Source organism: Bacillus sp. CIS52 (assembly GCF_053545315.1).
On record NZ_JBIUFR010000003.1, the window covers coordinates 248,208 to 267,806 of the forward strand.

The 19,599-nt window shown below is 45.8% G+C and carries 17 protein-coding genes; 14 read left to right on the forward strand and 3 right to left on the reverse strand.

Going from position 1 to position 19,599, the window contains the following annotated elements:
* Positions 1 to 39: 39 nt before the first annotated feature.
* The 4 genes from rarD (at position 40) to bshB2 (ending at position 2,312) form a co-directional block, all read left to right on the forward strand.
* Complete coding sequence (gene rarD / locus ACH32G_RS14175; RefSeq protein WP_095241680.1) at positions 40 to 936, forward strand: EamA family transporter RarD; 897 nt, start codon at positions 40 to 42, stop codon at positions 934 to 936.
* 67 nt (positions 937 to 1,003) lie between these two features.
* On the forward strand, positions 1,004 to 1,282 hold the full coding sequence (locus ACH32G_RS14180) for a hypothetical protein (RefSeq protein WP_049628634.1): 279 nt from the start codon (positions 1,004 to 1,006) through the stop codon (positions 1,280 to 1,282).
* Positions 1,279 to 1,629 carry a YojF family protein gene (locus ACH32G_RS14185; protein ID WP_016936618.1) on the forward strand — a complete coding sequence of 117 codons (351 nt, stop codon included), beginning with the start codon at positions 1,279 to 1,281 and terminating at the stop codon, positions 1,627 to 1,629. Before ACH32G_RS14180 ends, ACH32G_RS14185 begins: the two co-directional genes overlap by 4 nt.
* 17 nt (positions 1,630 to 1,646) lie before the next feature.
* The gene (gene bshB2, locus ACH32G_RS14190; RefSeq protein ID WP_015417637.1) at positions 1,647 to 2,312 is read left to right on the forward strand and encodes a bacillithiol biosynthesis deacetylase BshB2; all 666 of its coding nucleotides are present in this window, start codon (positions 1,647 to 1,649) and stop codon (positions 2,310 to 2,312) included.
* Positions 2,313 to 2,350: 38 nt separating this feature from the next.
* Here bshB2 and ACH32G_RS14195 read toward each other — a convergent pair whose 3' ends face one another.
* Both ACH32G_RS14195 and ACH32G_RS14200 read right to left on the reverse strand, forming a co-directional pair.
* Positions 2,351 to 3,187, reverse strand: a complete 837-nt coding sequence (locus ACH32G_RS14195; RefSeq protein ID WP_016936617.1) for an STAS domain-containing protein — start codon at positions 3,185 to 3,187, stop codon at positions 2,351 to 2,353.
* Positions 3,188 to 3,200: 13 nt separating this feature from the next.
* Positions 3,201 to 4,562: an MATE family efflux transporter gene (locus ACH32G_RS14200; RefSeq protein WP_095241679.1), complete on the reverse strand. Its 1,362-nt coding sequence runs from the start codon at positions 4,560 to 4,562 to the stop codon at positions 3,201 to 3,203.
* Between the two features lie 277 nt (positions 4,563 to 4,839).
* On the opposite strand from ACH32G_RS14200, the gene cdaS reads away from it, so the two are divergent.
* The 9 genes from cdaS (at position 4,840) to ACH32G_RS14245 (ending at position 17,049) form a co-directional block, all read left to right on the forward strand.
* Positions 4,840 to 5,466 (forward strand): sporulation-specific diadenylate cyclase CdaS, encoded by a 627-nt coding sequence (gene cdaS, locus ACH32G_RS14205; protein WP_016936614.1) that lies wholly within the window; start codon positions 4,840 to 4,842, stop codon positions 5,464 to 5,466.
* Positions 5,467 to 5,584: 118 nt separating this feature from the next.
* Positions 5,585 to 6,796 (forward strand): macrolide family glycosyltransferase, encoded by a 1,212-nt coding sequence (locus tag ACH32G_RS14210; RefSeq protein WP_415305320.1) that lies wholly within the window; start codon positions 5,585 to 5,587, stop codon positions 6,794 to 6,796.
* Between the two features lie 321 nt (positions 6,797 to 7,117).
* The gene (locus ACH32G_RS14215) at positions 7,118 to 8,359 is read left to right on the forward strand and encodes a C40 family peptidase (RefSeq protein ID WP_188154147.1); all 1,242 of its coding nucleotides are present in this window, start codon (positions 7,118 to 7,120) and stop codon (positions 8,357 to 8,359) included.
* A 79-nt stretch (positions 8,360 to 8,438) separates the two neighbouring features.
* On the forward strand, positions 8,439 to 9,029 hold the full coding sequence (locus ACH32G_RS14220; RefSeq protein WP_448814469.1) for a superoxide dismutase family protein: 591 nt from the start codon (positions 8,439 to 8,441) through the stop codon (positions 9,027 to 9,029).
* A 77-nt stretch (positions 9,030 to 9,106) separates the two neighbouring features.
* A complete protein-coding gene (locus ACH32G_RS14225) occupies positions 9,107 to 9,997 on the forward strand; it encodes an AAA family ATPase (RefSeq protein WP_016936610.1) in 891 nt (296 codons plus the stop codon).
* 10 nt (positions 9,998 to 10,007) lie between these two features.
* Positions 10,008 to 11,924 carry a vWA domain-containing protein gene (locus ACH32G_RS14230; protein ID WP_415305318.1) on the forward strand — a complete coding sequence of 639 codons (1,917 nt, stop codon included), beginning with the start codon at positions 10,008 to 10,010 and terminating at the stop codon, positions 11,922 to 11,924.
* A 207-nt stretch (positions 11,925 to 12,131) separates the two neighbouring features.
* Positions 12,132 to 14,966 (forward strand): 2-oxoglutarate dehydrogenase E1 component, encoded by a 2,835-nt coding sequence (gene sucA, locus ACH32G_RS14235; RefSeq protein ID WP_448814470.1) that lies wholly within the window; start codon positions 12,132 to 12,134, stop codon positions 14,964 to 14,966.
* A gap of 15 nt (positions 14,967 to 14,981) precedes the next feature.
* Positions 14,982 to 16,229: a 2-oxoglutarate dehydrogenase complex dihydrolipoyllysine-residue succinyltransferase gene (odhB, locus tag ACH32G_RS14240; RefSeq protein ID WP_047474626.1), complete on the forward strand. Its 1,248-nt coding sequence runs from the start codon at positions 14,982 to 14,984 to the stop codon at positions 16,227 to 16,229.
* A 73-nt stretch (positions 16,230 to 16,302) separates the two neighbouring features.
* Positions 16,303 to 17,049 carry an MBL fold metallo-hydrolase gene (locus ACH32G_RS14245; protein ID WP_415273105.1) on the forward strand — a complete coding sequence of 249 codons (747 nt, stop codon included), beginning with the start codon at positions 16,303 to 16,305 and terminating at the stop codon, positions 17,047 to 17,049.
* Positions 17,050 to 17,075: 26 nt separating this feature from the next.
* Here the strand turns inward: ACH32G_RS14245 and ACH32G_RS14250 are convergent, their stop codons facing one another.
* Positions 17,076 to 18,047 carry a bile acid:sodium symporter family transporter gene (locus ACH32G_RS14250; protein WP_448814471.1) on the reverse strand — a complete coding sequence of 324 codons (972 nt, stop codon included), beginning with the start codon at positions 18,045 to 18,047 and terminating at the stop codon, positions 17,076 to 17,078.
* 204 nt (positions 18,048 to 18,251) lie between these two features.
* Between ACH32G_RS14250 and ACH32G_RS14255 the strand changes: the two genes are divergently transcribed.
* Positions 18,252 to 19,589 (forward strand): sodium-dependent transporter, encoded by a 1,338-nt coding sequence (locus ACH32G_RS14255; protein WP_047474630.1) that lies wholly within the window; start codon positions 18,252 to 18,254, stop codon positions 19,587 to 19,589.
* Positions 19,590 to 19,599 lie beyond the last annotated feature (10 nt).

Here is a 19,599-nt window from a genome sequence, read left to right on the forward strand (position 1 = left end):
ATATAATATAATCTGTTTACAGAAAGGAAGGGGAAGGCCGTGCAAGGGAATACCGTAAGAAAAGGGATCATTTATACCGCTTGTTCATTTGCCATGTGGGGGCTGTTTCCGGTCTATTGGAAGCTGCTTGAACATATACCCGCATTGGACATTTTAGCTCACAGAATTATATGGTCGTTTGTTTTCATGTGTGTGCTTTTAACTGTGCTTAAAAAGTGGAAAACCGGATGGCGTGAACTGTGTCTTTTAAAATCTGAAGGGGGCCTGCTGGCGCTTTTTTTCGCTTCTGTTTTAATATCCATTAATTGGTTTGTGTACATATGGGCAGTTAACCACGGCTTTTTGCTTGAAGCAAGTCTCGGTTACTATATTAATCCGCTCGTTTCCGTTCTTTTGGGCATCCTATTTTTTAAAGAAAAGCTGAACAGACTGCAAATAGCAGCTGTTTCGATTGCCGGAGCGGCCGTGATCATATCGGCGTTTCAGTATGGCGCAGTTCCTTATATCGCGTTGCTGCTTGCGTTCAGTTTCGGCCTGTACGGCCTCTGCAAAAAAAGAACCCGCATGTCCAGCACAATCGGACTGACTTTGGAAACGCTCCTGATTACTCCGGCTGCTCTTATTTATTTAGGTTATGCGGCTGACGGGAGCACTTCCGGGTCCTTGGGTGCAGAAACATGGGCGCTCCTTTTTTTCGCAGGCGTATTTACAGCCCTGCCGCTGTTACTGTTTGCAGAAGGGGCAAAGCGACTGCCGCTGTATCAAGTCGGCATTTTGCAATATATATCGCCCACCATTACCCTTATGCTCGGCGTATTTGTATATCATGAGCCGTTTTCCGGGCAAAAAGCGTTTACCTTCATTTGTATATGGGCAGCATTGCTCTTGTTTACCTTTTCACAGATAAAATGGAAACGGCCGTTAAAAAGCCGCTAAGCCTTTCGCTTTCCAGTGATAGCTTAAATTATGTATAATCATTACGAGTATGTAAAGGAGCTGTACAATGGGCACTGATAAACACATCGTAAAAGCCTATCAGGCGCTGTGGAACAATCGCACACTCCCGGCTTCAACCCTTGAAGAAGCGGAGAAGGCAATTGATCTGGAACTGCTTGATCAAAGAACACATCCGAGGCTCCGAAAGACGCCCGAGGAAAAATTTGCTCTGGCGGTGCAGCGAATTGTAGATTCCCGGCTGCAGCCGATTGAGAAATATGAATTGGTTGAACTACATACGAAGCGATTGCAATTTTTAAAAGAAGAAAGAGGGGAGCAGCTATGAAAGCGATCATAAAAGAAGATGTGCAAACTTCTTTAGAACGATTTGCCGATCGTCCTGTATATATCCATTTGGAAACAACGACCGGTTCTTATTCAGCGCATCTGAATGAGAAAAACATGACGGTTGTAGCCTATATACGCAATGCAAAAGTGACGTACCATCAGGCGAAAATCAAAGGGAACGGCCCGTACCGCGTCGGTTTGAAAACTGAAGAGGGCTGGATTTATGCAGAAGGCCTGACTGAATATACAGTAGATGACGAAGACCGTCTGTTAATGGCAGGGCATCTGCCGGGCGGAAAATTGGCGATTTCGCTTCAAATCAGCGAAAAGCCGTTTACAGTTTAAAGAAAAGGGTGAAAATCATGAAAGAACACGTACTCGTCATCCTGCCTCACCCTGATGATGAATCATACGGAGTGGCAGGGCTGATTGCTTTACACAGACAAAAAGATATTCCCGTTACGTATGCATGCGCAACGCTTGGAGAAATGGGCAGAAACATGGGGGATCCCTTTTTCGCAAACCGTGAAACATTGCCGCTGTTAAGAAAGCAAGAGCTGATAGACGCATGTAAAGCAATGGACATCACTGACCTGAGAATGCTTGGGCTTCGTGATAAAACACTTGAATTTGAAGATGACGAGTGGCTTGCGGATATGATGGAAGAGATTATCGATGATGTAAAACCGAGTCTGATTGTCACATTCTATCCGGGACACGGCGTCCATCCGGATCATGATGCATGCGGCGAAGCGGTCATCAGAGCGCTTTACAGAAAGAAAAAAGAGGACCGCCCGCGCACGCTTTGCATGGCCATCACCCGCAACAGGGAGGAAGCCGTCGGCAAGCCTGATGTCATTCTTGATATTAAAGAGGTCGCCGATATTAAAATGAATGCCTTAAAAGCGCACCGCACTCAAACAGAAGGTATGCTGAGAGAGCTGGAAGAAAAAATAAAAAATAACGAGCCGGTTCTCCAAACCTGGTTTGAAGAAGAAGTGTATTGGACATATCCGTGGAAAGACTGATAAAAAAAGGGATAAGGCGTTTCAGCCTTATCCTTTTTTTATGTCAGATCGGAAGCGATCGCTTCTGCAAGCGAAGACCGTATTGATAAATTTGAAAAACTCAGGCCGAGCTGCACCGCGGTTTGGGCGATTTCAGGCCGGATTCCGGATAATGTCGCTTTCACGCCGAGCATTCCGAGTGATTCAATTAAAGTGAAAAGCTGTTGGGCAACCATCGTATCAATCATGGCCACGCCTGATAAATCAATGTACAGCTGCGTGATCCGTTTCTCTGAACATTGGTGCAGCGTATTTTCTAAGATCATTTTGGCTCTTGCCGTGTCAATATCCCCGATCAGCGGCAGCAGTCCGACATTGTCAAAAAGCACTATGACAGGCGAACTCAGCTCGGTGATCAACTCCTTTTGCGCTTCAAGCTGAATGTGTGTGTTTTTATACATCTCTTCTATGAAAATATGAATGACCACATCAAATGATTTAATCAGCGTATGGAATATATCTTCAGCATCTTCTTCTGTGACGGTGTCTGAATGCAGTTTGGTAAACTGCTTTACATGGCCGACATACAAATCACGAACTCTGATAAACTCGCGAATGATGTAATGGATAGGAGTTTTTAAATGTTCTTTATCCTGTGCGGCTTCGAACGCCCACTTCTCCAATGCCGCTGTATAAACTTCCTTCTTCTCAGAAAAAATCCGATTGATTTGATAATTAAACGTCAGATTTTGTTTTTTCAGATTCGTGATTACCGCCGGGTCAGAAGAAGCATAAACAGAATCAGGATCCGTATCATGAAGGGTATCAAACCATGTCTGACTGATTTCCTCCGCCCGTTCGGTTAAATAATCGTACAGCAGTTTATGTGTTGGCAATTCTGTTCCTCCTCTATGAAATCATCATTTTTTTCACATCACGCTTTTGCAGCTTGAGCAGTCTGAAGAATAATCCGACAGCTCCTGCGGCGAGTCCCGCAATTAAACCGATCCAGTAGCCGTATGCCCCGAGGCTCGTATAAGTGCCGACTGCATAACCGAGAGGAAGCCCGATGATCCAATACGAAACAAAAGCCGCACCGAGTGTATAATTGACATCCTTATATCCTCTCAGAGCGCCTTGGATCGGAGCTGCCACGGCATCAGAAAGCTGGAAAAACAAAGCATAGATTAAAAAGTGCTGCGTCAACATAAGCACGTCCGGTTCTGATGTATACATTCCGGCGATTTGCGGTCTGAACAGCAAAATGAAAGCAGCCGTGCATAAAGCAAAACAAAGGGCCATCACAATGCCGATATAGCTGTATGACCGGGCATCCCTGTAGCGTTTTGCCCCTGCTTCAAAGCCGACTAATATGGTCAGCGCCATGGATACGCTGAGCGGCAGCATATACAAGAGGGAAGCAAAATTCATTGCCGCTTGGTGGGCTGCAATCGTCACCGTCTGGAAATGGCTCATAAGCAGTGTGACAGCCGCAAAAATGCTCGTTTCAAAAAATACGGCAAAACCGATAGGCAAACCGATTTTCAAAAGCTTTCTGCATTCAGACGGAGAAAATCGGTACAGTTTCCGGAATACAGAGTATCCGGCAAACGGCTCAAATCTTGAGACGATAAAAAAGCTGATAGCGCAAATACACCAGTAAGTCAGGGCGGAAGCAAGCCCCGCACCGACTCCGCCCAATGCCGGCATGTTGAATTTCCCGAAAATAAACACATAATTCAAGACAAAATTGATGGGCAGTGAGCAGAGCGTAATAAGCATAGTGACTCTCGTTTTGCCCAGTGCATCGATAAACGAGCGCAAAACGGCGTACACAAACAAAGGGAAAATGCCAAGGGATAAAAACCCTAAAAAGTGTTTGGCGATCGTCCGGACACGAGGTTCCAGGCCCAAATGTCCCAAAATCACATCAACAGTGAAAAAGCCGATAAGGATGACCGCCGCACTGAGAATGGCCGCTACGTAAACGGCCTGAATGACGGAAAACGGCGCTTCCTTTTGTCTGCCTGCGCCTAACAGCTGCGACACAACGGGCGTAACGGCCATCAAAATTCCTGCCAGTCCCGTATAAACCGGTGTCCACAGGCTTGAACCGATTGCAACGCCGGCTAAATCCGCGGCGCTCACTTTCCCTGACATCACCGTGTCCAAAAAGGTAATCAAAGAAAGACCGACCTGTGTAATCAAAATCGGAATGAAGATATGTAACAGCTGTCTGACCTTTTGGCCGATCGTGTTCGTTTCTCTCAAGTTAGGTTCCCCGTTTCTTTATTTTAACGAGAGAAATTATAACATTTTATGTATAAAAAGCAATGAAACCCGGCCTACTCTTTTTTATCCGGTTTCGGCTTTTTAAACATTTTGGCATAAATGAATGAAAGTGAAATGACACCTAAAAAGGTGCAGATATACTGCAGCAGCTTTGTGAGTTCCATACAAATCCCGCCTCCTTTCTTGATTATCGTGCGCATTGAGGCGCATATCCATGCGCGGGATGCAGAAAATAAGGAAAAGGAGCTGATGTGACATGCGCCACACTCAAATGACGGAAAGTGCGTTTACCGCTGCCGTCCAAACGTATCTGAAACAAATTACGGAGGATGCCGCAATGATACTGCGGACATTGGATGAAAAAGATCAATGCCTGCTTTGCGAACTAGATGAACTTGGACATACGTTTCAGGAAATGCAGGCTGTCGCTTCGTCATTTTACCTGCAGACATATATCGAACATTTCACGCCTTCTTATACAGAGCTGGCGAGAGCCGTGCAGCACCTGGCAGAAGAGAAGCACGGAGCGCTGATTGTGATTGAACGGGCAGATCCGCTGGACGGAATGATACAAAAAGGGACAAGTCTGCATGCTGAAATCAGTTCAGCTTTAATTGAGAGTATTTTTTACCCCGGTAATCCGCTTCACGACGGGGCCGTATTGGTCAGAGAAAACCGGGTTATATCGGCGGCCAATGTGCTTCCGCTCACAACAAAAAATGTCGGCGTCAAATACGGGACACGCCACAGGGCCGCGATGGGTCTTTCGGCCGTGACTGATGCGCTCGTGCTCGTTGTTTCAGAAGAAACGGGGAAAATGTCCTTTGCTAAAGACGGCGGGCTGTATCCGCTTGTTTCGCCGCGGGCGCTTCATACGAAATAATAAGAAAATGGGAATATTGTACCCATTTAATATTAATAAGGTGAACATCTTTACCTTTTTCTGTATTGGTGTTATCGTTTAAATATACATAAAATTTAAAAGAATAGGGAGTGGGAAGATGGCACATGTATTGATGATCGGCTTTCCGGGAGAAGGCCATATCAATCCGTCTTTAGGCGTCGTAAAAGAATTGAAGGCAAGAGGGGAACATGTCGTATATTACGGCGTGAAGGAATATGAGAATAAAATCGTGTCAAGCGGAGCGGAATTCCGTGAATATGAGGATTTCCGAAAAGATGAATTCGGAAAAAACGCAACGGGTGATGAACAGCGGGACGCTACAGAGTTTTTACTATTAATGATTGAGACTTCCAAAAAAGCCGCACTCCGCATTCTTGAGGATGTAAAAGATGAATCCTATGACTACATCATATACGATCATCATTTTCTGGCAGGCAGGCTTGTGAGAAACATGCTGAAACTGCCGGCATATTCACTTTGTACGACATTTGCGATGAATGAAGCATTTATTAAAGAAGTCTTCTCAAATATAAACCTCGTATCAGAGGAATCATCCCATTATCCGGCTTATACCGAAGCGGTCAGCCAGCTCAACGAAGAATTCAGCACAGACATTAATACGCCGTATGATATTTTCTCAAATGACGGCAGAAAAACCATCGTGTTTACTTCAAGAGCGTTTCAGCCGAAAGAAGAAGAGTTCGGAGATTCTTATCTCTTTGTCGGTCCGTCCATAACCGACAGGGAGGCGTCCCATGATTTCCCGTTTGAACAGCTTGAAGGGGATAACGTCCTGTTTATTTCAATGGGAACTATTTTTAACAACCAGAAAGAATTGTTTAATAAATGCTTAAAAGCAGCCAGAAGCTTTAACGGGAAAGCCGTCATGTCAATCGGCAAACATCTTGACCCGGCTGAACTGGATGAAATTCCGGAGAATGTCATTGTAAAGCCTTATGTTCCGCAGCTTGAGATTTTAAAGAGAGCGGACTTATTTATCACGCACGGCGGAATGAACAGTACGAGCGAAGGCCTTTACTACAAAACCCCGATGATCGTCATTCCGATGGGCGCAGATCAGTTCGCCGTCGGAAGCCAAGTGGAAAACACGGGAGCGGGCAAGATGTTTAAAAAAGAAAATGTGACAGTGGAATTGCTTACTGAAGCAATAAAAGAATTGAGTGAAAATCCCGAATATCAGAAAAAAGCTGATGAAATCGGAGAATCCCTGAAAGCGGCCGGCGGAGCACAGCGTGCAGCGGAATTGATATTAGAAGACGTGAAAACTGCCGTGACCCGGGTGCTGTAATCGCTCATTACCTGCTTCCTTTAAAGGAAGCGGGCTTTTTTTGCTTGCTTTTCGGGAGGATTTTTCCTGCCGCAAAGAGAATTGTATGAAAAACAGACAAGAAAGGTGGAATGTCGCGGAAATAAGCCATGTTATGAAAATGATTCCAAAGTCTTTTGTGAAATGGTCTCTATTTATGTAAAATGTGTGGCATTAGTGATGATTTAAGGTGTAAATGAAACGGAAATGATGTCGACTTCTGCATGAATCCTGTATAACAGGCGGCGTTTGAAGAAAAGGAATGCCCCTTTCAGTAATGATAAATAGGAGGTTTTTCGTTATATGAAGAAAAAAATCGCAGCCGGTCTGGCTGTATCTGCAGTAATGACTTCAACCTTCGCCGTGCATCCCGCTGAAGCAAAAACCATTCAAGTAAAAAACGGCGATTCTCTTTGGAAGCTTTCCCGACAATATCATACAAGCATTTCAGCCCTCCAGGCGGAAAACAAATTGAAATCAACGATACTTTACCCCGGACAGCGGCTGAACATTCCTGACGGCAGCAGCACACATAAAACAAATCAAAAGAAAAAACGAAGCACGGGCGCTTACACGGTTACATACGGAGATTCCTTATGGGTGATCGCAAAAAAATACCGCATGAGTGTTTCGGAGCTGAGAAGCCTGAACCGTTTGAGCTCAGATGTCATCTATCCCGGCCAAAAACTGAAAATTAAAGGGTCTGCCCCCGGCACGGACAGAGGCGGCAAACAGACCAAACCTGATAAAGCCGCATCAGGGACTTACACTGTAAAACCGGGTGATTCGCTGTGGAAAATCGCCAATCAAATCGGCATCACCATCGCTGAACTGAAAAAGCTGAATCAATTAACGTCAGACTTGCTGTATCCGAACCAAGTGTTAAAAACCAAAGGCTCTCCACATAACGGAAACAGCGGCACGACACCGCCATCTCATCCAAACCCTTCTGAGAAGCCGTCCACATACAAAGTAAAAGCAGGCGATTCCCTCTGGAAAATTGCCAATCGGTTCGGCATCACCGCCCAGCTCATCAGAGAAAAAAATAAACTGACAACTGATGTGCTGCAAATCGGACAAGTTCTCGTGATAAACGGGACGGAAAAAACAGAAGACCCTGTGCGCCAGCCGGAAAACAAGCCGGCAAAGCCAAACAAACCTCATACTCCCGAACCTCCGGTGACAGGGTCGAAGATTGACAGAATGATAGGCGAAGCAAAAAAATATGTCGGCGTGCCTTACCGATGGGGAGGCAATACGCCTGCGGGATTCGATTGCAGCGGCTATATCTATTACCTTTTAAATAAGGTAAGCTCTGTTTCCCGTCTGAGCACCGCCGGATACTGGAATACAATGAAACAAATCAGCCAGCCGTCAGCAGGCGACTTCGTCTTCTTTACGACATATAAATCAGGTCCTTCTCATATGGGAATATATTTGGGCGGAGGAGATTTCATTCACGCAAGTTCCTCCGGGGTTGAAATTTCAAACTTAAGCAATCCATATTGGAAAAAAGCTTATTTAGGAGCGCGCAGTTATTTTTAAAAAAGCCTTTCGGGGCTTTTTTTGTTTACCATATTTATGTTTTGACAAGACTGATTGATAAAAATAAGGGGGAGAAAGCATGAACCGTCTCTTGCTTTTTCTCATGCTCGCATCAATCACGCTTGGCGGCTGCGGAGGCAGGCCCGCTCCAGTTCCGCCCAAAAAACATGAAGAAAGCCGCGCATTGGAGGCGTCAGCATACCGCGAGCATGCCGGACTCATCAATCAAAAAGGTAAAAACATCGGATATATTGAAGTGAAAGATTCTGATGAGGAAGGGTCAGACATCCATATATCAGCAGGACATCTGCCGCCGGGCGCTTCTCTCGGGTTTCATATTTATGATAAAGGGGTGTGCAAGACACCTGATTTCGAATCAGCCGGCGGCCCGTTCAACCCTTTGAACAAAGAGCACGGCTTCAACAATCCGATGGGGCATCACGCCGGGGATCTCCCCAATCTTGAAGTGGGGGCTGACGGTAAAGTAGATGTCATAATGAACGCGCCGCAGACTTCTTTAAAAGAAGGAAGCAGACTCAGCCTGCTTGACCGGGACGGGAGCGCGTTCGTCATTCATGAACATACGGATGATTATTTAACAAACCCGAGCGGAAATTCCGGAGCCAGAATCGCCTGCGCTCCTCTGACAAAAAGCGCCCGCAGGGAATGAGCCCTTTTGTATTGAGTATACAAGGGCTTTTTTAGTATACTCGGTTATGGAATATGAATGGAAAGGAAACATCACCTATGACTTCAGAATTACAGCACTTATCACTGCCCCAAGATATACAAAACAAACTGCAAGCTTATCAGAATCATCCCGTTTCCCAAGAATTTCAGGATTTAATCGGATCCTCGGGCTATGAGGCCGAAGATAAAGCGATTATATTCGATGCGATCATCGCTTTGACAATGGGAAAAAATATCTTATTAAAAGGACCTACGGGTTCAGGGAAAACAAAATTGGCGGAAACGCTTTCGAACTATTTTCATAAACCGATGCACAGCGTCAACTGCTCCGTTGACCTTGATGCAGAAGCGCTTGTCGGTTATAAAACGATTGAAAATGAACACGGAAAGGCGACAATTGAATTCGTTCCCGGACCGGTAACAACGGCAATGAACGAGGGGCATTTTTTATACATTGACGAAATCAATATGGCAAAGCCTGAAACCCTTCCGATTTTAAACGGCGTGCTTGATTACAGAAAAATGATGACGAATCCGTTTACAGGAGAAGTGATTAAGGCGAGCGAAGGATTCGGTGTCATCGCCGCCATTAATGAAGGCTACGTCGGCACCGTGCCGCTGAACGAAGCCCTTAAAAACCGCTTTGTCATTATTGATGTTCCGTATATTAAAGGAAGCCTTCTGAAGCAGGTTCTGACTTCTCAGTCTGTTTTAAAAGATGAGAAATTAATTGAACGTTTCATGACATTGTCTTCTGATTTAATCGCACAAGCGCATAACGGACAAGTGTCAGAGGAAGCGGCGTCAATCAGGGCTCTCATTGATACGTGCGACTTGGCTGCGTATATTCCGCCGAAACGGGCGATTGAAAGAGGCATCGTGGAAAAGCTTGATGACGACAGAGAGAAAGCCGCTGTCAGAAATATTGCAGAAACGCTGTTCGAATGAGGGATATACAATGAAGTTTATCAAATTTAACGACAGCACGATCGATTCATTTTTGTTCATGATGCTGACTGATCTGGCCAAAACACTGACCAGAAGCAGTGAAGTGGAAGTAGAATACGGCGTGCAGTCTTACTACAATCCCTTTGAAAAAAAAATTTACATGAGCCACTTTTGGAAAGACAGATCAGCCGGGGATATGGAAGCCGGCTTGAAAAGCGATGTGTATTTGCGCGCTGTCGGCACACGCAGCAGCTCATTCCGTGAATTTGCCGGGTTTTTAAATGACGTCCGCCGGCACTTCACCCGCCAAAGCTTTGCAAAGCAGCTGTTCATGCTGCTTGAAGATATCAGAATTGAAGAGCTGATCAAAAAAGAGCGGCCGGGAACGAAACGTGTATTTCAGAAGCGGAGAGAAATGTACAGGAAATACTTCACAACACAGCTGACATTGAACTTGGAACGGAGTATTTTCACCGACGCTTTGTATTGCGCGATGTTTGTCAAACTGACGGCTGAGTCTCCGCTTGAAGGCATTCCCTCCATGCAGGAAGATATTAATATGATGATACCGTATATTGAACGACAGCTTATCCGGGTTTATGAGGCCGAATCTACGCAACAGATCGCAAAAATAACAGAAGACCTCATGGAAGGCCTTGATGAAGTGCTGGAGAAAGATATGCTGAACACCTATTTCTTTCTGCCGGAACTTGATTACGAGAAAGCGGCTGAAGAGCCTTTATTCGAAAGCATCAAAAGAGCGCCGTCATTAAGCGACGATATCACGCTTCCTGAGTCTTCCGACGGAGATGAAGATATCCATGAAGAGAAAATGAATACGTGGCACCGGGAAACTGAAGCGCCGTCAAAAAGTTTCCTTCAATTTGATATTGAACACGGCGCGAAATCAGACCTTGGGAATGACGCCGCTAGAGAAGGCGATGACGGTGATCAGGCGCTCGGCTCCGTTCAAGGCTCAGCACGCCAGACGAAAAGAGAGGATTATTCGCAACTGGAAGCGCTTGAATCCAGACAGGATGAACACGGGGGAGCGGGACTGGCTGACGGAAAAGAAAACAAATTTGCCTTCCCGGTTTACCAAACACCGCACAAAGCGTCTCTGGAAGATGAACAGTCTTATAAAGAGCAGGCGAAAACGATAGAATCATATCAAAAGCGCCTGAAGCAGATGATACAAAAAACACTTGAGCACAAAAAAACGCTCCCGCGGACCGATCTTCATGCAGGCAGGCTGAACCGCAAGCTGCTCCGCTACTTTACGGAACGGAATCCGCGCCTTTTCTATAAAAAGCAGGATCCGTCTTCAGAAATTGACGCTGTGTTTACATTGCTTGTCGATTGTTCGGCCAGCATGTTCGACAAAATGGATGAAACAAAGAGAGGGATCGTCCTTTTTCATGAAGCATTGAAATCAGTGTCCGTTCCGCACCAGATCGTCGGTTTTTGGGAGGATACAAACGAAGCGACCGAAACGAGCCAGCCGAACTTCTTCAATACGGTGATTCCGTTTGAAGAGTCGCTGCTGCAGGCGGCGGGTCCTTTGATCATGCAGCTTGCGCCTGAGGAAGATAACAGAGACGGATATGCCATCAGACAAATGACAAAACAGCTGATGAGGCGTAGTGAGGCACAAAAATTTTTAATCGTGTTTTCAGACGGGGAGCCCGCAGCGTTCGGCTACGAGCAAAACGGCATCGTCGATACGAGCGAGGCTGTCATCGAAGCGAGAAAAAGAGGGATAGAAGTCATAAATGTTTTTCTGTCCAATACCGCGATAGAAGAATCCCAGATGAAAACCATTCAGGATATGTACGGAAAGTACAGTATTTTTGTTCCGGATGTCGATCAGCTCCCCGATGTGCTGTATCCGCTCTTGAAAAAACTGCTTCATAAAAGCATAGGATAAGCTTTTTATTTTAAAATGATTTAATTTTTTCGTTATGGATCTGTTTTTTTTACTATTTTGTGAACAATCAAGGTAGAATCCAAACGCAATCAGTGGTAAAATATCCTTGGAAGCGTTTTTATTACATAATTTTGGGCACAGTGTTCAAAAGTTATTTCAAGATAGTGAAATGATCACTTGATTATCTAGGTTGGGGGTAATATTCAAATGTTTCAAAATAATATGAAACAAAGAATGAATTGGGAAGATTTTTACGGACCGAACCTCGGCTACGCACTGGAGCTGTACGACCAATATGCTGAAGATCCAGACAGCATTGATCCGGATCTGAAAGACATGTTTGACGAACTCGGCGCTCCGCCAAGCCAGATAAAAGAGGCATCGGGAACAAAGGAACAGGGACGCGTCACCGCAGATCTGATTCAAAAGATCGCAGCAGCAGTTAAACTTGCAGAAGATATTCGAACCTATGGCCATCTGAACGCTTCCGTCAATCCGCTCAGAAAGGATCAAAAAAAGAGCGAGCTCTTTCCGTTATTCGAGTACGGGCTTACAGAAGAAGAACTGAAAGCAATACCCGCGTCTGTCATCTGTAAAGACGCACCTGCCAATATAACGAACGGCTTAGAAGCCATCCAGCATTTACGCAATACGTATAAAAGAACCATCTCCTTTGAATTTGATCATGTGCATGATTTCGAAGAGCGCGCATGGATTACAAAAATGGTCGAATCCGGAGAACTCTTCCGGAAAAATTCACCGGAAAAACTGTCAGCCGTTTTAGAAAGACTGACGGAAGTAGAAGGATTTGAACAATTTTTACACCGGACATTCGTCGGTCAGAAACGTTTCTCAATTGAGGGATTAGACGCGCTTGTGCCGGTTCTTGACGACATTATCGCCCAGTCTGTGAAAGCAGGCACAACCAATGTCAATATCGGAATGGCGCACAGAGGCCGTTTAAATGTCCTCGCGCATGTACTCGGAAAACCATATGAGATTATTTTCTCAGAATTCCAGCACGCGCCGAATAAAGATCTTGTACCGTCTGAAGGCTCGACCGGAATCAGCTACGGCTGGACGGGAGATGTAAAATACCACCTCGGTGCAGACAGACAGCTTCAGGATGCCGAAACCAAAAGCGCGCGGATTACGCTTGCGAATAACCCGAGCCACCTGGAATTCATCAATCCGATTGTTGAAGGAAGCACGCGGGCGGCACAGGAAACAAGAACGCAAAAGGGGTACCCGGTTCAAGACGAAACAAAATCGCTCGCCATTTTAATACACGGTGACGCAGCGTTCCCGGGAGAAGGAATTGTCGCTGAGACGCTGAACTTAAGCTCTCTGAAAGGCTATCAGGTCGGAGGGGCCATTCATATCATCGCCAATAATATGATCGGCTTTACAACTGAAAGCGATGAATCCCGTTCTACAAAATATGCCAGTGATTTGGCGAAGGGCTATGAAATCCCGATCGTTCACGTCAATGCGGATGATCCTGAAGCATGCCTGTCAGCCGTTAAGTTTGCGGTCGAATACCGGAAGCGTTTCAATAAAGATTTCTTAATCGATTTAATCGGGTACAGACGGTACGGCCACAATGAAATGGATGAGCCGTCCACGACACAGCCGATGCTGTATGACGCCGTCAGAAAACACCCGACTGTCAAGCGGATCTTTGCGGAAAAACTCGTAAGTGAAGGCCTGATCAGCGAGGAAAAAGCGCAAAACATTGAAACGGCAGTGACAAAACGCATTGAAGACGCCTATAAAAAGGTGCCCGCCAAAAAAGAAGACGCCGTACGGGAAATCGAATTGCCGGAGCCGGTGTCCAACGGTTTTCCTGACGTTGACACAGCCATAGATTTTGATGTTCTCCGCAAGCTGAACGGCGAACTCATCAACTGGCCGGAATCCTTTAACGTGTTCGGCAAGCTGAAAAGAATTTTGGAAAGACGCGCCAAAGCGTTTGATGATGATCGTAAAGTGGAATGGTCATTGGCTGAATCGCTTGCGTTTGCTTCCATTTTGAAAGACGGCACGCCGATCCGGCTGACCGGACAGGATTCAGAGCGCGGAACGTTCGCTCAGCGAAACCTTGTGCTGCATGACAGCGAAACAGGAGAAGAATTTGTTGCACTCCATCATTTAGACGACTGTGCTTCTTCATTTACGGTGCATAACAGCCCGCTTTCTGAAGGGTCGGTTCTCGGCTTTGAATATGGGTACAACGTGTATTCACCTGAAACGCTCGTGATGTGGGAGGCGCAGTACGGGGACTTTGCCAATGCGGCTCAAGTCTATTTTGATCAATTCATCTCTGCAGGACGGGCAAAATGGGGACAAAAATCAGGATTAGTCATGCTGCTCCCTCACGGTTACGAAGGACAGGGGCCTGAACACTCCAGCGGCCGCGTCGAGCGGTTCCTGCAGCTGGCGGCAGAAAACAACTGGACGGTGGCCAACCTGACAAGTGCGGCTCAATATTTCCATATTTTAAGAAGACAAGCGAAAATGCTGCTTCGTGAGGAAATCCGCCCGCTTGTGATCATGACGCCGAAGAGCCTGCTGCGCAATCCGAATACGGTATCTGAAGTGCAGGAACTGAGCGAAAGCAGATTCAAGCCGGTCTATGAGCAATCCGGTCTTTCCCACGCTTACGAAAAAGTGACTCGCGTCGTGTTATCAAGCGGAAAAGTGTCAATTGACATCAGCGATCACTTTAACAAAATGGAAGGCGATAAAGATTGGCTTCATATTGCCAGAATCGAACAGCTGTATCCGTTCCCGGCAAAAGACACGAAAGAACTTTTCGCCAAACTGCCGAACCTGCAAGAGATCGTTTGGGTTCAGGAAGAGCCGCAGAACATGGGGGCTTGGAGTTATATCAGCCCGTATCTGACGGAAATCGCGCCGAAAGGAGTAAATGTTCAATACATCGGCCGAAGAAGACGATCCAGTCCCGCAGAAGGAGATCCGACAGTCCACAAAAAAGAACAGGAACGCATTGTATCTGATAGCTTGACTCGCAAAAACTAAGGGGGAAATGTAAAAATGGCGGAAATTAAGGTACCTGAATTAGCAGAATCAATCTCAGAAGGAACGATAGCCCAATGGTTAAAGCAGCCCGGTGACTATGTAGAACAGGGTGAGTATTTGCTTGAACTGGAGACGGACAAAGTAAATGTTGAATTGACAGCAGAAGAATCGGGTGTTCTAAAAGAGGTATTGAAAGATTCGGGTGATACCGTCCAAGTAGGAGAAATTATCGGCACCATTACAGAAGGCGCTGGCGAAAGTTCTGCACCTGCCCCTTCAGAAAGTGCTCCAGCCAATGAACAAACGAAAGAGGAAGCAAAAGCTGAACCGGCTGCTCAAGAAGTCAGCCAGGAAGCACAATCAGAAACAAAATCAAAAACGGTTGCGTCTCCGGCTGCACGCAAGCTGGCAAGGGAAAAAGGAATTGACCTTTCACAAATTCCGACGGGGGACCCGCTCGGCCGCGTACGCAAACATGATGTGGAAGCTTATGAAAAGCCGGCTCCAAAACCTGCGGCACAGCCGAAACAGCAGGCTCAAAAAACACAGCAAAGCTTTGACAAACCTGTAGAAGTTCAAAAAATGTCCCGCCGCCGACAAACGATCGCGAAACGATTGGTTGAAGTGCAGCAGACTTCTGCAATGCTGACGACGTTTAATGAAGTGGATATGACGGCCGTTATGAATTTAAGAAAACGCCGTAAAGACCAATTCCTTGAGCAAAATGAAGTAAAACTTGGTTTCATGTCTTTCTTCACAAAAGCCGTCGTGGCAGCATTGAAAAAATATCCGCTCCTTAACGCTGAAATTCAAGGCGATGAGCTGATCGTGAAAAAGTTTTATGATATCGGTATCGCTGTCGCGGCTGAAGAAGGGCTTGTCGTCCCAGTCGTGCGTGACGCTGATCGTCTGACATTCGCCGGCATTGAAAGAGAAATCGGCGAGCTTGCGAAGAAAGCGCGAAACAATAAATTAACATTAGGTGAGCTGCAAGGAGGCTCCTTCACGATCACAAACGGAGGTACATTCGGCTCGCTTATGTCAACACCAATCCTAAACAGCCCTCAAGTCGGAATCTTAGGTATGCATAAAATTCAGCTGCGCCCAGTAGCGATTGATGCCGAGCGCTCTGAAAACCGTCCGATGATGTACATCGCTTTATCATATGATCACAGAATTGTAGATGGCAAAGAAGCGGTCGGATTCCTTGTCACCATTAAAAACCTGCTTGAAGATCCGGAGCAGCTGTTGCTGGAAGGATAATTAGTGTCAGATAAAAAGTACACTGCTTTTACAAGCGGTGTACTTTTTTTATTGAGGAAGGGGAGAAATGCAGATGAAAAACTGTTATCCGCTTGAGATTGAATTTGAACATAATGGAGAAGGGCATTCTATCACGCCGGTTCTTCTGCAAGACGAACATGACACGATTTTAATAGACTGCGGATATCCCGGTTTTACAAACCATCTTCAACATGCTGCTGCCCGGCACGGTATGCCGCTTCATTCATTGACAAAAATCATTGTAACGCATCACGACATAGACCATATCGGCTCACTCGCTGCATTGCTCCGATTGTATCCGGATATCAGTGTGACAGCACACGAACATGAAGCGCCGTATATTGACGGCTCCAAAAAATCTTTACGGCTGGAGCAGGCTGAATCAACGTTTTGTTCATTGCCGGAGGAAGCAAAACCTCATGCAAAACAGTTCATCCGCTCGCTTCAATCAGCCGAATCGGCTCCGGTTCACCGGACAGTTACTGACGGCGAGCTGCTTCCTTGGTGCGGAGGCATTCGCATTGTGGCCACGCCGGGTCATACACCGGGCCATATCAGCCTTTATCTGCCTGCCGAAAAAATAATGATCACAGGCGATGCGGTCGTTATTGAAGACGGAAAGCTGAATCTTGCTCATCCCGGCTATACGTTACATATGGGAGATGCGGTCCGTTCCGTAGAGCGGCTGCTCGATTATGATATCAGCCAATTGATTTGTTATCATGGAGGTTTATTTCAGGGGAATGTAAAAAAAGCGCTTTTGCGCCTGTTTCGTGATCTGCAGAAAAAACAAGGATAGAGCGGCAGCCGCCTATCCTTGTTCAGTTATGAAAGCGGAATCTTTGCCGTTTCATCCTCTTCTGCGCTGTTTTTCCCTTTTTTCTTAGACCAGTAGGTGGCAAGAGCAGATCCTGACAGATTGTGCCATATACTGAAAATCGCACTCGGTACGGCTGACAGAGGGGAGAAGTGTGCTGTCGCAAGCGCCGCGCCCAGTCCGGAGTTTTGCATCCCGACTTCGATCGCAATCGCTTTTTGCGAAGCATAATCCATTTTGAACAGCTTTGCGGTCAGGAATCCTAACAAATATCCGATTCCGTTATGTAAGATGACGACTGTCACAATCAGCAGTCCTGATTGAAGCAGATGTTCACGATTTACGCTTACAACAGAGGATACAATCGCTACGATGCCGATTACCGACACGAGAGGAAGCGCGTGAACGGCTTGGCCGACTTGTTTTTTGAAGAGCAGCTTCACAATTACACCGAGGATGATCGGTAAAAGCACGGCTTGCATAATGGAAACAAAAAGTGAGCCGAAAGAAACAGGGAGCCATTCTTTTGCAAACAGCATAATAAGTGCCGGCGTTACAATAGGAGCAAGCAATGTTGAGATTGTAGTGACCGCAACTGAAAGCGCCGTATTGCCTTTTGCCAAAAAGGTCATGACATTTGAGGCGGTGCCGCCCGGACAGCATCCGACCAAAATGACGCCCGCTGCAATTTCTGCGGGGAGGCGGAGCGCGGCTGATAAACAGAAAGCCGTAAGCGGCATAATCGTAAACTGAGCAACGACCCCGATGATGACATGCCAAGGTTTCCTGATTAACTCCTTAAAATCGTCTGTTTGAAGAGTAAGCCCCATTCCAAACATAATAATACCTAGAAAAACCGTCATATAAGAACTGATCCAAGAAAACAAATCAGGATAGGCAAATCCTAAACCAGCAAAGACGATCACCCATAAGCCGAAAGTTTGTCCCGCAAACCCGCTTATTTTTTTCATCCATTCCATAAACACAGCTCCTTTTTCATCCAATCAATCAAGTCAGAAAATCTGACTGACTTTTCTGTATTCCATTATAAATAATATTCTGAATAATTCAATATTAAATATAAGTTTTTCATAATTATATTATGTCAACTAATATCTTCTTGACTATTCAGACATATATTCTTACAATTGATTTTTATACTGAAATGAATTGGGAGTGCTGAAGTGAAAGAAGCTAATCAATGGTCATCTAAGCTGGGATTTATTTTAGCTACGGCCGGCTCTGCAATCGGGCTCGGCGCAATATGGAAGTTCCCTTACGTAGCGGGAACCAGCGGAGGCGGCGCTTTTCTGCTCGTTTTTATTTTATTTACGATTTTAATCGGACTGCCGCTTCTGCTTGCTGAATTTATTATCGGCAGAAAAACGCAAAAAAACGCCGTTGAATCTTATAAGGCGCTTGCGCCGGGGAAAAAGTGGCATTGGATCGGATATCTCGGAATCATTACGTGTTTTATTCTATTATCCTTCTACAGCGTAGTGGGGGGATGGATATTAATCTATATTATAAAGGGCTTTACAGGCGGTTTATCGCTCACATCCGGATTTGATACGTTATTTATCGATACCATTTCAAACCCTTATGCAGCGGTTTTCGGCCAGCTGCTGTTTATCGTGCTGACGATTTTAGTTGTTGCAAAGGGGGTAAGCAGCGGCATCGAAAAAGTAAGCCAGGTGCTGATGCCTGCTCTGTTTATTCTCTTTATTCTTTTAATGATCCGTTCCGTTACGCTTCATGATGCAGCGAAGGGGTTAAAATTCTTCTTTATGCCCGATTTCGGCGCGATGGACGCCAATACCATTTTATATGCGATGGGACAGTCATTTTTCTCGTTAAGCGTCGGAGTATCCGTAATGGTTACATACAGTGCGTATTTAGAAAAAGAAGAAAATATTGTTCAATCCGCTGTATCAGTGACGGTATTAAATGTCCTTGTTGCCGTGATGGCGGGCGTGGCGATTTTTCCGGCGGTGTTTTCATTCGGCCTAAAGCCGGATCAGGGTCCGCAGCTTTTGTTTAACGTGCTTCCGACCGTCTTTAACCATATGCCGTTCGGTATCGTGTTTTTACTCGCCTTTTTGCTGCTGTTTTTATTTGCGACGCTGACATCGGCTTTTTCAATGCTTGAGATTTTGGTTGCCGTTTTGTCAAAAGGCGATTCGGCAAAACGAAAGCGGTATGCATGGATTGGGGGACTTGCCATCTTTATTGTCGGCGTGCCTTCTGGGCTGTCGTACGGAATGTTGAGTGATGTTTCAATTTTTCACCGCAGTATTTTTGACGCCGCGGACTTTCTCGTCAGCAATGTCTTAATGCCGCTTGGCGCGCTTTTAATTGCCGTGTTCGTCCCGCTGAAAATTCCGAAACAGGCGCTGTTTGATGAACTGAAAAGCGGTTCAGGAATTAAACGGAAATGGTTTGCAGTCTGGCTCCTGTTAATCCGTTATGTGTCTCCTGTAGCCATTATTATTGTTTTTCTGCACGTGCTCGGTATTTTTTAAATGAAAAGAA